The 15,902-nt window shown below is 30.4% G+C and carries 10 protein-coding genes, 1 pseudogene and 1 CRISPR repeat array (1 of these 12 running past the window's edge); of the genes and pseudogenes, 7 read left to right on the top strand and 4 right to left on the bottom strand.

Annotated features, from left to right (window positions below):
• Positions 1-72: a CRISPR direct-repeat array (repeat unit 36 nt; unit sequence GTTGTGGTTTGATTAAAGATTAGAAAACACGATATT); it reaches 625 nt to the left of the window's first position.
• A gap of 105 nt (positions 73-177) precedes the next feature.
• The 3 genes from cas2 to MG292_RS09970 all read right to left on the bottom strand — a co-directional run bounded on the left by cas2 (position 178) and on the right by MG292_RS09970 (position 2,335).
• Positions 178-507, bottom strand: coding sequence for a CRISPR-associated endonuclease Cas2 (gene cas2, locus MG292_RS09980; protein WP_264532877.1), 330 nt, complete (start codon positions 505-507; stop codon positions 178-180).
• Positions 483-1,382: a type II CRISPR-associated endonuclease Cas1 gene (gene cas1 / locus MG292_RS09975; protein ID WP_264532878.1), complete on the bottom strand. Its 900-nt coding sequence runs from the start codon at positions 1,380-1,382 to the stop codon at positions 483-485. The genes cas2 and cas1 overlap by 25 nt, the downstream gene beginning before the upstream one ends.
• Positions 1,383-1,492: 110 nt before the next feature.
• The gene (locus MG292_RS09970) at positions 1,493-2,335 is read right to left on the bottom strand and encodes a tyrosine-type recombinase/integrase (protein ID WP_264532879.1); all 843 of its coding nucleotides are present in this window, start codon (positions 2,333-2,335) and stop codon (positions 1,493-1,495) included.
• A gap of 225 nt (positions 2,336-2,560) precedes the next feature.
• Here MG292_RS09970 and MG292_RS09965 point away from each other — a divergent pair, with 225 nt between their 5' ends.
• Positions 2,561-4,744, top strand: coding sequence for a hypothetical protein (locus MG292_RS09965; RefSeq protein WP_264532880.1), 2,184 nt, complete (start codon positions 2,561-2,563; stop codon positions 4,742-4,744).
• Positions 4,745-4,929: 185 nt separating this feature from the next.
• Here the strand turns inward: MG292_RS09965 and MG292_RS11315 are convergent.
• Positions 4,930-5,626 (bottom strand): annotated as a pseudogene (locus MG292_RS11315) (IS1 family transposase).
• A gap of 527 nt (positions 5,627-6,153) precedes the next feature.
• On the opposite strand from MG292_RS11315, the gene MG292_RS09950 reads away from it, so the two are divergent.
• The 6 genes from MG292_RS09950 to MG292_RS09925 all read left to right on the top strand — a co-directional run bounded on the left by MG292_RS09950 (position 6,154) and on the right by MG292_RS09925 (position 15,902).
• The gene (locus MG292_RS09950) at positions 6,154-8,091 is read left to right on the top strand and encodes a tetratricopeptide repeat-containing sensor histidine kinase (RefSeq protein ID WP_280157850.1); all 1,938 of its coding nucleotides are present in this window, start codon (positions 6,154-6,156) and stop codon (positions 8,089-8,091) included.
• Between the two features lie 17 nt (positions 8,092-8,108).
• Positions 8,109-8,858: a response regulator transcription factor gene (locus tag MG292_RS09945; RefSeq protein WP_264532883.1), complete on the top strand. Its 750-nt coding sequence runs from the start codon at positions 8,109-8,111 to the stop codon at positions 8,856-8,858.
• Between the two features lie 407 nt (positions 8,859-9,265).
• Complete coding sequence (locus MG292_RS09940; protein ID WP_264532884.1) at positions 9,266-10,180, top strand: hypothetical protein; 915 nt, start codon at positions 9,266-9,268, stop codon at positions 10,178-10,180.
• 26 nt (positions 10,181-10,206) lie between these two features.
• Complete coding sequence (locus tag MG292_RS09935) at positions 10,207-10,452, top strand: hypothetical protein (protein ID WP_264532885.1); 246 nt, start codon at positions 10,207-10,209, stop codon at positions 10,450-10,452.
• Positions 10,453-10,500: 48 nt separating this feature from the next.
• Positions 10,501-10,863, top strand: coding sequence for a hypothetical protein (locus MG292_RS09930; RefSeq protein ID WP_264532886.1), 363 nt, complete (start codon positions 10,501-10,503; stop codon positions 10,861-10,863).
• 23 nt (positions 10,864-10,886) lie between these two features.
• Complete coding sequence (locus MG292_RS09925; protein WP_264532887.1) at positions 10,887-15,902, top strand: PKD domain-containing protein; 5,016 nt, start codon at positions 10,887-10,889, stop codon at positions 15,900-15,902.

The raw sequence follows: 15,902 nt of genomic DNA, 5'->3' as shown, positions 1-15,902 counted from the left end.
GATATTCTCTAAATGTATTATTTGTAGAGTTACACAGTTGTGGTTTGATTAAAGATTAGAAAACACGATATTAGTTGGCTTGTGACCTTTTAGTATTCAAAGGATTAAGTGTAAATATCGTTATAAAAAATGCCTCTTTACAGGATTGATAAGTCTGTATTGAGGCATTTTTTGTTTTCAAAACAATTCGAGTTGTGTGGGTTGGGGAGCTTTAGGCACTTCGGCTTGACCCCAAAAGTTAGTAATATTCCCAAACTGTTTGTCGGTTATGCGTAAAACACTCACTTTTCCTAAAGGCGGTAGTAGTCTATTGATGCGTTTTTCATGAACATCAGCACTCTCTCCACTAGCACAATGCCTAACGTAAACAGAATATTGCATCATGCTAAAACCATCTTTTAGTAAATTATTTCGAAAGCCAGAAGCGTTTTTTTTATCTTTTTTGGTTTCTGTAGGCAAATCAAAAAACACAAACAACCACATTATTCTGTATCCGTTGAGTTCCATAGTTTAGGATATTTAATTTTCTTTCGTTCGCCCGTGTAGCATTGTTGTAAGGAGCTAGCTGTTTTTTGCAAAGCGACCATCAAAGGACTTTTTTCTGTTTCGAAGTAGACTGTTCTTGTTAAAATTTGTAAAAGTTCGGCTTTAATTTTTGTGTTCAGTTCTTGTTCCTCATATTTTTGCATGATGTGTAAAACAGCTTCATCTACAATTGGTCTAAACGGTTCCATAATATCGTCTGCCAGTGCAAAAGCATTATATTTACTCTTATGATGAATTCCCAAAGTATTTAATAATCCGCTTCCAGACAATGCTCTAGCGGTAGCTGCTCTTAAAATAGCATAACCATAATTCAAAAAATTATTTGGATAATTACCAAAACGCTCTCGTTTAAATCCCGTTTCGAAAAAACGTTTCCAATATTGACTTGCTGCTACAGCTTCCATATTAGTAGTATCACCACTCAATACTTTCGAAGCTAGAAATTCAAACTGATTTTTGGATTTTTCTATTTTCTCTAATAGAATTCCTTGATTTGTAATTTTCTCTATAATGGTTTGCTGCCATAATTGCTTTTTTAAAGGTATAGATGTATTAATTTGATGTTTAAAAATCTCTTGTTGTGTGTTATGGCTGTTGAGATTTAAAAACATTCCATTAGGCAAATGATTAGAGGAGCAAATAATAATTGCAGTATTATTCTCTACTAATAAATTCATTGCTGGGATACTTAAATACGTTTCAGGATGGTCAAGTATTAAAAACCCAATTTCCTCAATAGGAATTGAACTTTCTCTTATTTCAGATTTGATAATTAATTGAAATTTTTTTACAGAAATAGAAGATTTGTTTTCGATTAGAATAGTCTTTTTTAACATAGCTTTAGTGGTTTATTTTGACGTAATTAGCTTTATTGCCACAGTAATTTAGTCTACTGATTTGAGCGTCAATTAAAATTAAAAATTCAATATTAACCTAACTCCAATCCTTACAATCGATCCAAAGGACTTTTAATCTTGCTTTTTGCCACATCTGAAATATGAGTATAAATTTGGGTTGTTTTTAAATGGTTATGCCCTAAAAGTTCCTGGATATAACGAATATCTGTTCCAGCTTCCAGTAAATGGTTTGCAAAGCTACGCCTAAGAATATGAGGCGAAACGGTTTTGTTTATACCTGATTTTATTGCGCTTTCTTTCACTATTTGTTGAATACTTCTTCCTGAGTATTGTACGTTATTTTGTCCTTCATATAAGTAACAGCTAGGTTGGTATTTTAAGAAATATTGTCTAATAATTAACAAAAATTTCTCTGACAGCATTACTTGACGGTCTTTCTTGCCTTTAGCTTGACGAATAGTAATGGTCATAGAGTTTGAATCAATATCCGTTATTTTTAAATTAATGACTTCACTAAGTCGCAAGCCACCAGAGTACAATAACATGATGATACTTTTGTGTTTTAAATTATGGGTCACTTCAATGATTTTCTTTACTTCATTAAAGGTTAAATAGTTGGGTAGTTTATGTTCTTTCCTTTGTGGATAAAGATGTTTTAGATTTACTCTTTTGTCGAATACCAACTCATAAAATTTGGCAATGCTAGCCAAAATGATGCGTTGATGAGAAGCACTGATGTTATCTTTTTTGATTTTCCAAAAAATGTATTGCTCTATTGCGTCTATTTCAATTTCTTCGGCTGAGGCATACTTATGAGAAGGCATTGTTAAAAATTGGAACAAGTTGCTATTATAGTTCTTGATAGAGGAGGGGCTGTAGCGTTGAATTTGTAAACGCTCAGTAAAGCTTTGCAAGTAATCTTGAATATTCATAGTAATCGATTTGGGTTGGGATTGTAAAAATAATAAACCTGCGTCTAATAAATTAGTTTGCCTACACGTTTTTTTGTTTTTTGTATTGAAATGGGGTATTTCTCGCAATAAATAATTTAATCATTAAATGGATGTACGCAAGTTTGTAAATTCGAATGTACGCAATGCTTATATTTGGGTGTTTTGGGCAAGCCTAAAAGACACCAACAGATAAAATAAAACCTAATGACAGAATTAGAAATCCACTTAGAAAACTGTTACGGCATAAGACGATTTAAACACAAATTCAACTTTGGACAATCCAAAACACAACTTGTTTATGCTCCGAACGGTGTTATGAAATCTTCTCTTGCATTGACATTGGAAGATATTGCAGAAGGACGAGTTTCTAAGGACAGAATATTCTCTCATAGAGTAAATCACAGAGAAGTAAAAGTTGATGGAGTTGATATCGACAAGGATGAAATTTTTGTTATACAAAGAATGAAATCGGCAGAGTTCAATGAAGCCTCGACAATTCTTGCAAATGAAAAACTCAAAAATGAATACGATACGATAAACTTAAAACTAAATGAATCTAAATATGAATTCTTAAAACAAATTCAGCCATTATTTGGAATTAAAGCAAATCAAGTCGAAAGTGAAATCACATCGGTTTTTAAGCAAGACCTATTTAAAATGTTTGAAACCTATGACACGGAAATTAATGACATAAAAGAACCAATCTACTCAAATATCCAGTATTCAGAAGTATTCAATGACAAATCCATCAAGTTTCTTGAGAGTAAAGATTTCAAATCAAAAATTAAGGAGTACATAAAAGTTTATGACAGCCTGGTTAATGAGAACAACTCCCTTTTTATGAAAGGGACTTTCAATCACTACAATGCTGACACAGTAACAAAATCACTTAAAGACAATAATTTCTTTTCCGCAAATCATAAAGTTAAAATCAAAGAGCAGGAAATCACAAATGCCAAAGAACTTGAAGATTTAATCTTTAGTGAGAAGGAAAAAGTTCTTAAAGACCCTGAGTTAGCAAACAAGTTCAATGAAATTGACAAATCATTGAATAGCAATGCTGAATTAAGAAAGTTTAGAAGTTACATTGAAGAGAATCAAGAAATCATCAAGGAATTTGCAGATTTATCAAATTTCAAGAAAAAACTCATTCTAAACTACTTGGCAAAGTTTAAAAGCGAATTCAATGTTCTATTAAAACTCCACAAAGATACTTCTGAACAACGCGACAAAATAATCTTAGAAGCAAAAAAGGAACAAAAAGATTGGAAGAAGGTAATAGATATATTTAAGAGAAGATTTACGGTTCCCTTTGAAGTTCATATAAAAAACCAAGAAGATGTAATTCTTAATAGCGAGCCAGCTTCATTATTATTCAAATACACTGATGGCAATGGACCAGACGACACAAAACTTTTAGGCGGAGCAGAATTACAAGAATCACTTAGCACAGGTGAACAGCGTGTGTTCTATTTGTTAAACATTATTTTTCAAATTGAAACAAGAAGGAAGCTATATAAAAACCAACTTGTAATTGTTGATGATATTGCAGACTCTTTCGATTACAAGAATAAATACGCAATAATTGAGTATCTAAAAGATGTGTTGGACGACCCACATTTTTTTATGATTGTCCTTACTCACAATTTCGATTTTTACAAAACTATCAAAAGCAGATTAGGTGCAAAAATTAACCACCAAGGAAATTGGACTTCAATCAGAAGAGCAGGTGAAATAGAACTTATTATTGGTGAAAAACGAGATGTATTTCCAAATCTAAGAAGTAATTATGATAGTTGTGATTTTACCTTTATTGCCTGTATTCCATTCGTTAGAAACTTAATTGAATTTACTATCAGTGATGAAAATAATCAATATCTACTTTTAACTTCATTGCTCCATATGAAGCCTGAAAGGGCTGATGAAGGAATTGACAAAACGGAAGACTTAACAATTCAATCTGTATTAGATATTTTTAACGCTACATTTCAACAGACTAAAACAAAAGTAAACTCTGCGGACAAAGTTTATGACCTAATCCTTGCCAAAGCAGAAGAAATATCCAATCTGGCAGACGGAAATCCGTTGGACATAAAGTATAAAATCTGTATTTCAATTGGTATAAGACTTTATGCAGAAAAGTTTATTATATCAAAAATAACTGACCCAAATTTTCATAATCACATATTAAAAAAAGTCACAGGACAAATCGTAGAGAAGTATAGAACTGAATTTCCAAACGAAACTGATAACATTGCCATTTTAGACAGAGTAAATCTAATGACAGCGGAAAACATACACGTTAATTCATTTATGTATGAGCCTCTAATGGACTTAACAGACGACCATTTAAAAACATTGTATAAAGACTTAAAAACATTAGCGTGAAAAGAAGGCCAGCCCATAACAGCACATTTGCAATAGGCGAGGTTTAGTTCTTCGTTGAAACTTTTGTGCAAGGTGGAAGTTCAGTTCTCCGAATGTGCATTAGTGGTAAAAATCCCGCCCATCTCAAATCTGCAACCCGTTAGAATCATTTTATAAATAATGTTTAGGTTTAAAAATTAAAAAAACTACAACCAAAAATAAATCCTTAGCACTACGCTGAGTATAATCAAACTTTTGGAGAAACAAATTGACCTTCTATTGAGGCGTTTCAATTGAGTTCGGAGGCTCAAATTCTTTCTTTCAATTCTATTGGTTCCAAAGCGGGTGACTTTATGAATATTTTATGAATTAAAAATTTGTAGTGAATCAATCCATCAGTATAAATCCTCTTGGGATTGGAAAGTACTACGGTTTTAATAACTTGATTGGGTGTTTTCTTGGTTCTTGAACCAACTGCAAAACTGATTACATTTTTGTTGACCCGATCTAAAGCATAAACAATCCAGATTACCTTGCCTTTATGTCTTAAAAAAGTTCTCATCTCGTCTACTTCATAGATTTGACCCGGACTAATGTGTGGCGATTGAACTCCTTTAGAGATAATACTATCCGTTTTAGTAAAGTGGAGGTAGAGATACCTAAAACTCTAGCAATACTTCTAATTCCCATTCCTTCTTTAATAAGCATTATGATACAGGTATTGATTTCTTTACGACAACCCTTACTTGTATAAAAATCAATACACCGTTTCGTACATGTCTTACAATAAAATTATTGTTTTTGGTTAGCAGTAAAACCATTATTAATAAGGGTAGGAGCATTACAATTAGGACAAATTTTAATATCACTAATTTTGATACATGAGGACTGACAAAAAGCCATTTTTAAAAGATTTAAGCTATACCAAATATTCAAAAGTAGAGGCTGTTTGTCCTCCCTTTTGTAAAATAAATTAACTTAAATATTGATTATCAATATAGTAACTTATAAATTTTGAGCCATCACTAATTTTGATACATTACAATACATAACTTTAAGTAAATATTTAATTTTTTTAGTAACTTATAAATATAATATATGTATATATAATTAATATGTTTGTTGTTTATATACATTAATAGTTAAATATATTTAATTTGTGTTAATAAGATGTTTTTTAAGTTAAATATTGCTTTTTTATATTATGATTGAATTTATTTAATGAACATTAAAAAAAAGCCTTTTTTAGTTTAACCAATTTTAATATCTACTAGCTTCTAAAATTATGAATAAAAATCACCCCATGAGAATTATATATATATTCTTTTTTTTTACTTGCTTTCAAATATATTCACAAAAAATAAATATTGATAGTTTGATTACTCAACTAAGGGCTGGGAAAATAAGTCCAGGGGAAACATAAATTGTATTTGCAACTATTTAATGATAATTTATATAAGGATGAAACAAAGGCTATTAGATACAATACCATTATTTACAATAATGCTAAGAAATATAATTTAAAGTCTGCAATGGGGGATTTTTATTATAATACTGCGTTTATAAAATATTCAAAATCAGATTATAAATTAGCTATAGCATATTCAAAAAAGGCCTGTAAAGAGTTTTATGAGGATAAAAAATTTGATGATTATTTAAATTCAATTTCAAGACTATGTATGTTTCTAAAAAATGATGGTCGAGGTTATGAAGCTTTTCAGTTAGCTCAAAACAAAGTGAAATTATTTAAATCATTTTCTAATTTATCTGGATTAGGAGACTTATATTTTTTTATTGCTGAGTATTATTTTGAAACTAAAAATTACAAAAGAGCGATAATGTATGCAAAAATTGCATTAAATGGTTTTCAAAAAACTAAGAATTTTCATGGAATAGCACAGTGCAACCTTTTTATTGGAGATGTATATTTTTATTTAGAAAATTATTCTGAATCAATAAAATATGTTAAAGAAATTGATGAATTGCCAGACGAATTAAAAAGCGCTCCAGAATATCAAATTGTTTTTAATTTTTACATGGCGAAAAACTTAATTAGAATTAATAAGTACGTTGAAGCAATTCGTTTTTCTAATACAGCAATAAATTTAATTGAAAAAACTGATTTTACTTTAATAATATTAATTGAAATTAAATTGATTAAAGCTGACGCATATCAAAAATTAGGAAATAATTTTGAAGCAACAAAATTGATTAGAAGTATAGAAAAAGAAATTCCAAAATATTTAACAGATCCTGAGGTTGAGAATAGTTTAAAATATATAAATAGTATCAAATCTAATATATGGACTGCTTATAAGCAATATGAGTTAGCATTAGAATCATGTCGAAAGAATTTAAAATTTAAAGAAGTAGATTCGAAAACTTATGAAGATATTTCAAACTTAGAATACAAATTGCATAGATATAAGGAAGCGTTTGAGAGCCAACGTATTTTTCAGGAAAAAAAAATTGAACAATTAATTTTAAATCAAAAAGATAATTTAAACGAATTGCAAGTATTATATAGTGTAAAAGATAATGAGTTTAAAATTCAAAATTTAAAAATTAAAGAATTAAAAAATGATTTAGAAATTAAAAAACAAAAAGAATTTTTAAGGAATTCAATTATTGTATCTATAATTTTAATGGTCATTTTGATTTTTGTCTATTATATCTATAGAATTAGAATTAAAGTGTCACAAATATTAAAATACAAAAACGAAAAACTAGAAAATAGTAACGAGTTGTTGAATAAATCATTGAGAGAGAAAGAACTTTTATTAAAAGAAATACACCATAGAGTTAAAAATAATTTACAATTGGTTTCAAGTATTTTAAATATTCAAGCAAATGAATCTCCAAATGTTTCAGTTTCTGAGTTTTTAGATAAATGTCAAAATAGAATTTCGTCAATTGCATTAATCCATCAAAATTTGTATATGACTGAAAATTTAGACAAAGTTGATTTTCAGACATATACAGACGAATTGGTTTCTTGTATATTGGATAGCTTTTCGGAGATTGGTAAAATTAAATATGAAATTGTTGCAAACGAAAACCGATTTAATATTCAAACCTCAATTTCATTAGGTCTTATAATTAGTGAGCTGTCTTGTAATGCAATTAAATATGCATTTAAAGATAAGGAAGATGGAATTATTTATTTGGAAATAAATAAATTGGATAATAATAAATTTGAATTAATTTTTGGAGATAATGGATGTGGAAGTCGAAACAAATCTGACGGTTCAATTTCTATTGGTTTAGAATTAGTTAATCTTTTAGCAATGCAATTAAATGGTAATCTTATTAGATTAGAGAGACCAGGGACATTTTATAAAATAAATTTTGAAGAAGTAAATAACTAAATATAATAATGGAAATTATGACACCTACGATCATTGTTGTTGAAGATGAATTGTTAATTGCCAAAGATATTAGTATGGTTCTGGAAAAAGAAGGATACAAGGTGATTATGAATATTACTAGTGTAGAACAGGCTATTGAAGCAATTGAAATATATAATCCAAATTTAGTGCTGTTAGATATTAACTTGAAGCACGATAAGGATGGAATACATTTAGGTGAATATCTCAGGAAAACACACACAATTCCATTTGTATATATTACTTCTTCTTCTGACAACGTAACGTTGGACAGGATAAAAGATACGAACCCTGATGGTATAATTATTAAACCATTTAAATCTAGTGATATTAGAACTACAGTGTCGGTAGTTTTGCACAATTTTAAAAACAAACAGAAAGAACTGAATAAAGATGAAGAGGCTGAATATGTTCCTTTCGTATTGAAAGAAGTAGTTAATTATATTAATGAAAATATTGAACATAAAATTGATGTAAAAATATTGTCTTCAATGACTAAATACAATCATTTACATTTCATTAGGATTTTTAATAAATATTTAGGGACTACTCCTTATCAGTATATTCTAAAGAAAAAAATTCAGAAAGCTAAAGAATTAATAGTAGATGATGTTTATTCTTTAGTTGATATTTCAGTTGACTTAGGGTTTTTAAGTTATAGTAATTTTTCTAAAATTTTTAAAAGAGAAACAAACTACACACCAGATCAATATAGAAAAATTTTCTCTAAAAAGTTTAGGATTACTTAATTTTTCTAGAATAATTAATTTTAAAAGAAGGCCCTTTTCGGGTCATTTTTTTTTGTTATTAGATTATTATTAGATTGAATTGTTTTCGTTAAAATAAAATAAAGTAAATAATACGCTTTTTAACTAATTAATAAGCAAGCTTCTTGTTTTTTACTAATGTAATTTTGTATTCAAATATTTTTCAACTTTTAAGATTTGAGATTATTTTACTTGCTAGCATGTGGGGTGCGCGTAATTTTTGTTTGAATTACAAGTGAGTAAGTTTGTTACTTTAATTATTTACCTCGAAGACATAACAAGGGATATGTTTTTAAATTTTAAGGTAATAAATTAAAAACGGGCAGGTTTTGCCCGTTTTTTTTAATAATAAAACATCTTATTAAACATGGTATTTAACTTTATTTAAAATGAAATCTATTCTATTGTTTTTATTTGGTATTTTATTTTCTCTATTTTCCTTTGGTAAAGTAAAGCAGGATAGTATAATAATTAAAGGGAGCTTTCAAGGGGATTTTAATGTTTCTAAGGTTAGCTTATTTGCATATAATAAAAAAGTGCCAATTGTTGAAAAAAACATATCAGGTAAAAGTTTTTCTTTTTCGCTTTCAGAAAAAATTGAGCCAGGTATATATTATCTTCAGTATATAAATGAAAAATCAATTAAGACGGATTTTATAATAGATAATAATGAAAAAACTATATGTGTTGAACTTAAAAAAGGCAATTTTTTTTATCAACCCTTGCCAATTTTTAAAGAGTCAGTTATTAATATAAAATGGTATGAATATCTTAATCAGACACAAATTAGAGTTGCGAGATTGAATAATTTATTTGATTTTTTTGCACTATTCCCTTCTCAATTAGACAATAAAATTTTAAGGTATTACCAAAAAGAAAGACGACAGTATTATAAAATTTTTTCAAATTTTGTTAAAAATAATTCTGATAATTGGGCAGGATTGATAGTTGCTAATAATCCTTATTACTTTTCTAATTTAAGAAAAAAACCAGTTGTTCGAGATTTTTTACGACATGATTATTATTGGGAAGGGATTGATACAAATAATCCTAAATTGATTAATACACCTTTGTATACAGAACAAATAAATAATTACTTGAATTATGTTTATGATATTTCTAAACATCATCCTTTTAGTGAGGATGAAATGCAAAAGGAGTTTAAAAGAAGTGCTGATGTAGTATTTGAAAGATTCTCTAAAAATAATGATACAAAACAATTTGCTTTAAATTGTTTGGTTGATTTTTTTGTTCTTAAAAATAACAAAGAGTTACTGAGTTATATATCTGAAAAAAAACATTGATTTTTTAATTCTTAAAATTAATTGATATGATTAAAGTATTGAAATACGTTGTAAGTAAGGAAAATATTCCAATTTTATTTGATACAAACATATTACATAGTGATGTATTAGTTCATGTTTTATCAGCAGGTTTCGTGATTATTAGTTATGATAAGAAAATAAATAAATTTTCAGCAAAGTGTTATGGAGAAAGTTCGACTTTAAAAATCGGTTCAAAGGAAAACGATAATTTAATAATTGAAGAATTTTTCAATACAAAAATAGTGGCTTAAATATAAAGGATTTTTTGGATTAACGTTTTAAAATTAAAGTTTAGTATTATGTCAAATTCACGTTGCAAAATATTATTAGTAGACAAAAAAGAGAAGTATTCATTTCTATTTGATGGTCTGAGAAAAAATAAATTTTCACTTAATCACTTAAAATCAACATTTGTTTCAAAAGATGATGAAAATATAACAGGGATTAATTTGTTTTTTGTAGTTCTTTATGATTACAGAGACATACTTGAACTTTTAAAATTAAAAAATTCTAATTGTCCTTGCCCTATTGTTGTTGGTTCAGAGAATCTAAATATCTTAAAAAAAATTAAAAAAATAGATTCTTTTTTTGTTGTTGATATGTCTGGCAAGTCTAACTTAAATATGGAATTTTATAACTGTATACGATCAATTTTTGGATAAAACTTTAAAGTATTCGTTGTACTATGAATAAAAAGAGTATAAGTTTTATTTTGATTTTTTTATTTATAGCTCAAGTAATATATGCTTTTGAATATAATGTTCCTCGTATTTTATATAATTTAAATCAATTACCTACTTCAGTATCTCCTATAACTATATCTACTAATTCAGTTTGTTTAAATGCTCCTAAACCCGTAATTACTTTTACAGCTTCTACAAGTACCACCGCCTGTGATTTTGTTTATAACGTTAATGGAGGAGACTCTATGGTACTATCTTCTGACAAAAATACTGCCAAAATAGAAGTTCCTACAACTACTGCAGGTACTTTTATTTACAACTTAATTTCTTATAAAGATGCCACTGGAATAGTTACTTTAATAAATGAATCTGTTAATGTAACTGTCAATACTACGCCCTATCCAAACACTCAGATAAACGGTACCGGAAAGTTTGAGTTTGATGGAAATACAGTATTCAAAATTTGTGGCAACTCTGCCTCTGAATTTGAATTTGTTAATGCATCCACAACTACAAGTACTAATACATCTTACACAATTGATTGGGGAGACGGAACAACAGAAACGTTAAATTCTTGGACTTCTAAAAAGCACACCTATAATGTGGGTTATTATACATTGATTTATACTGTAACTAATAGCGCTGGATGTACCGCAACGCAAACATATAAGGTTTTTTTAGGCAGTAATCCTGCTGTAGGATTTACTGCAGCTTTAAATGCTGATATTTGTGTAGGGGAAACATTGTCGTTTCCTTTGTCTGGTACTACAAATAATCCTCCCGGAACAACCTATGAGGTTAGTTTTAGTGATGGTACTGATGCCGAACGTTATACGCAAGCTAACTTGCCTGCTCAAATCACGCATAAATTTGATAAAAATTCTTGTGGTTATACTTATGTAAGTGGATCGTCTTCAATTTCTAATTCTTTTTCGGGTACTGTAAAGGCTATTAACCCTTGTGGTACTGCTGTGGTTAGTGTGGGGCCTATTTTTGTTTCCTCTCCTCCCAAAGCAGCAATTACTGCACCTTTAAATAGTTGTTTAAATAGTACTGTGTGCATTCAAAATTCGTCAACAGGTTCAGTTGAAGTAGCTAGCGGGAATGCTTCTTGTAACTCAACCCCTGCAACTGTTTGGGTCATAACACCCTCAACTGGATTTACATTACCCTCAGGTAGTATACTCGGGAAAGATTATGGTTCTAATTCGATAGGTTTATGGGATAAGGGAAGTGCTATCATTTGCCCAACATTTACCGTTGCAGGGACTTATACTATAAAAATGCGTGTTGGTAATCGATGTGGTGTTTCAGAGACGACTACAACCATTACCGTTGATGCTCCTTTGGTTCCTAGTTTTTCTTTAGACACAACTGTTGGATGTAGTCCATTAGCTATAAACGCAACTAATGCTACTATAAATACGAATATAGCAGCTGTCCCTTCTTATTTATGGACAGTATCCTATACAAGCGGAATTTGTAGTATAGACACCCCTGGGTGGGCTTATACAAATTCTACTGATAATAAATCAATACACCCTTCTTTTCATTTTGAAAATTCTGGTATTTACACTATACAACTTTCGGCAATTAACGTTTGTGGTTCAGTTACTTCTTCATCACAGGAAGTTAAAGTAAATAAAAGGGCGGAAGTAATAATCAATTCTATAGCTTCTATTTGTCAAGAAAAAGAAGGAGCTGTTAGTGTAGTTCATCCTACCGCTACAATAAAGAATTGTGCATCAACAGGAAACGTAACCTATGCTTGGAGTTTTCCAGGAGGAACACCAGCTACTTCAACTGATGAAAGTCCAACGGTAAGTTATCTTCCAGGGACCCATACTATTTCTTTGTCAATAACAAATGAATGTGGAATTACAGTAGCGGAAAATAGAGAGATAACTATAGCTCCTTTGCCAAGATTTGTAGTGAAAAATCCAACACCTGTTTGTGCTCCTAAAGTTGTCGATTTATTAGATGCTTCAGTGACAACAGGCTCTGAATCCAATTTGGACTATACGTATTGGACAGATAATAATGCAACAAGTTCTTTAGTTAAACCATACCAAATTTCAGTTTCAGGGACATATTATATAAAAGCTACTCATAAACTCACAGGATGTTCCTTAATTAAACCTGTTGAAGTTATTGTCAATCCTATCACAACTATTACAGGAGATTTAGAAATGTGTTTAGGAGGCACAGCTGTTCAGTTACAAACTAATCCGGTCAATGCCTTAGTTGCGCCTTGGGCTTCTACAGATACTTCGGTGGCTACTATTTCTGATTCAGGGTTTATAAACAGCGTTGCTGTAGGACATACAGACATAATATACACTGATAACAAGGGTTGTCAATCAAGCAAAACTTTTTATGTAAATGCTTTAGTAACTATAAAAAAGAACCCTCAGGCAAGTCAAACAGTTTGTTTGGGTGGGACAATCGACCCATTGGTAGTAGATTATAATGGAGGAGCAGGTACCCCTAAATATGAATGGTATATCAATACTGTTAGTAGTAATACAGGAGGAACACTTATTTCTTCTGCCACATCATTAAGTTATACACCTCCTGCTTTTACTACAGTAGGCAAGTACTATTACTATGCTGTTATTTCATTAAGTAGCAGTGGTTGTGGCATTGCTAAAAGTAATCCAGCTGAAGTTATTGTTGTAGATAACATATCCGTTACAAATCAGCCCATGCTGGCTCAAACTTTATGTAGAGATACAAGCGCTCATGAACTAAAAGTTAGTGTTAGTGGAGGGGCTGGAACGAGTTACCAATACCAATGGTATAAAAATACGACTAATACTATAACCGGTGCAAGAAAGATCCCTTTCGAAGAGTTTGAGAGTTACACACCCCCAACTTTAGAAGTAGGAGAATCTTACTACTATTGTACAATTACTCAAATTAATAAAGGATGTGAAGTGATTTCACAACCGGCTAAAGTTGAAATTGTATTGCCCCCAACAATTTCAGAACAGCCACTTTCTGATGGAGTTTGTTTAGATGCAATTGCTAAAGATTTGAAAGTTAGCTACAGTAATGGAGCAGGTACACCTCAGTACCAGTGGTATTCTAATACTATAGATTCTAATGTGTCAGGAATACTAATTGCTGGAGCAACCAATTCGAATTTTATACCCCCATCTAATGTTTTAAGTAAGAAGTATTACTATTGTGTTATTTCTTTTCTAGATAGCGGGTGCAATGAAATTACATCTAATACCGCTCAAATAACTGTGAGTACTTATCCAATCATTGGTTCAATAGAAACCTTTAGTTGTAGTGGAGAAAAGATTTTGGTTATTCCATCAGAGAGTTCAGGAAATGTCATTCCATCAGGTACAACGTATACTTGGACCTATCCTCAAATAAATAGCATTAATATTACAGGCGCTCAGACAGAATCAATTGGACAAGAAAATTTTCAACAAAATTTAATTAATTCTGGATTAAGTACAGCTAATGCGGTTTATACTGTAACACCAAATGCAAATGGTTGTATAGGGGCTGACTTTAAAGTTACAGTAGTTGTTAATCCAGAGATTAAAGTTAATGTGGTTACTTCTCCTATAAAATGTTCAGGAGCAAATGATGCGTCTATTGCATTAAATATTACAGGAGGAACAGCTCCTTATCAAACTTCTTGGAGTAATTTGGGAGGAGGGGTCTCTCAAGACAATCTTGCTGCAGGGGAGTATCAGGTAAGTGTTACCGATAGTAAAAACTGTATAAAGAATGTTACCATTACTATTCCTGAACCTCCGTTATTCAGGATAGATACAGCAGTTAAAGAAATAAGTTGTCACGGGGCTAATAATGGTAGTATCACTGTAGCTATTATAGGAGGACAAGCCCCAATACAATTAGTTTGGGAAGATAGCCCTTTAGCAGGCAAAGACAGGAATAATTTAAAACCCGGCATCTATAAAGTATCGGTTACAGATGGAAGTAAATGTACCCTTACTAAAACATTTCTTTTGGTAGACCCACAAGAATTAGTTTTGACAGCAAACACTATTGATGCATTTGATTGTACCAATGCTAATAGCGGTTCTATTAATTTGTTAGTAGCAGGAGGTACTGCACCTTTTTCATACCAATGGTCTAATGGAGCCAAAACCGAAGATGTATCAGCTTTGTCAGCAGGAAATTATAGTATAACTGTAACGGATAGTAGGGGATGTGTGAAGCAAGAATCCTATAGTGTTACGAGGCAAGACCCAATTGTTATAAAAGTACAAACCAATAATGAATTTGATTGTGAGACACGATTTGTTAAACAAACATTTGTTGCACAGACTTCTGGAGGTATAGCTCCTTACAAATACAATTGGTTGAGTGGTGAAGTAAGTGGATTGAATAATGAAATTATGACTACCAATCAAAATGGAATAGTAGTTTTAAAAGTACAAGATGGTTTAGGATGTGAATCTAATTATAGTTTAAATGTAAAAATTCCAATCTTGGGTTATCCTAATTTTACTACTAATTCAATAGGACTGTCAACTTATGGAATATATTCTATCAAAGACCCAATTGAGTTTGTAAATAACTCTTCAGGAGATTTTGAATCTGTTGCTTGGGATTTTGGAGACGGTAGCGTATCTACTGAAATAAGTCCATCACATAGCTATTTAAAAGAAGGTAGTTATACTATAACGCAAATAGTAGACTATCCTTTTGGATGTAATTATTCCTACACTACAACCATTAAAGTTGATAAAGGCTATGAAGTTGTTGTTCCTAATGCATTCTCGCCCAACAATAATAAATTAAATGACACTTTTAGGCCTGTTTTTAAAGGGTTGAGTACTATTAAAATGGAAGTATTTAACACTTGGGGAGGTTTGTTATATTCTGAAGAAGGAACTTCATTACAAGGATGGACAGGGGAAATCAATAATCGTTTTGTAGAAAGTGGTAATTATTATTATAAAGTAGTTGCTACAACTTTTTATGGAGATGTAAAAGAGTTTAGTGGTCCATTTATTTTAGCACGATAG

The sequence above is a fragment of the Flavobacterium keumense genome, from assembly GCF_029866485.1.
Lineage (GTDB): Bacteria > Bacteroidota > Bacteroidia > Flavobacteriales > Flavobacteriaceae > Flavobacterium > Flavobacterium keumense.
The sequence above is the reverse complement of the archived record's forward strand: the minus strand, read 5'-3'. Positions and strand labels throughout refer to the sequence as shown.

What these genes read in the sequence shown, in the direction of transcription:
- MG292_RS09965 (WP_264532880.1), top strand. Translation starts at nt 2,561, where the DNA reads ATGACAGAATTAGAAATCCACTTAGAAAACTGTTACGGCATAAGACGA.
- MG292_RS09930 (WP_264532886.1), top strand. Translation starts at nt 10,501, where the DNA reads ATGTCAAATTCACGTTGCAAAATATTATTAGTAGACAAAAAAGAGAAG.
- MG292_RS09970 (WP_264532879.1), bottom strand. Translation starts at nt 2,335, where the DNA reads ATGAATATTCAAGATTACTTGCAAAGCTTTACTGAGCGTTTACAAATT.
- MG292_RS09940 (WP_264532884.1), top strand. Translation starts at nt 9,266, where the DNA reads ATGAAATCTATTCTATTGTTTTTATTTGGTATTTTATTTTCTCTATTT.
- MG292_RS09945 (WP_264532883.1), top strand. Translation starts at nt 8,109, where the DNA reads ATGACACCTACGATCATTGTTGTTGAAGATGAATTGTTAATTGCCAAA.
- MG292_RS09935 (WP_264532885.1), top strand. Translation starts at nt 10,207, where the DNA reads ATGATTAAAGTATTGAAATACGTTGTAAGTAAGGAAAATATTCCAATT.
- cas1 (WP_264532878.1), bottom strand. Translation starts at nt 1,382, where the DNA reads ATGTTAAAAAAGACTATTCTAATCGAAAACAAATCTTCTATTTCTGTA.
- MG292_RS09925 (WP_264532887.1), top strand. Translation starts at nt 10,887, where the DNA reads ATGAATAAAAAGAGTATAAGTTTTATTTTGATTTTTTTATTTATAGCT.
- cas2 (WP_264532877.1), bottom strand. Translation starts at nt 507, where the DNA reads ATGGAACTCAACGGATACAGAATAATGTGGTTGTTTGTGTTTTTTGAT.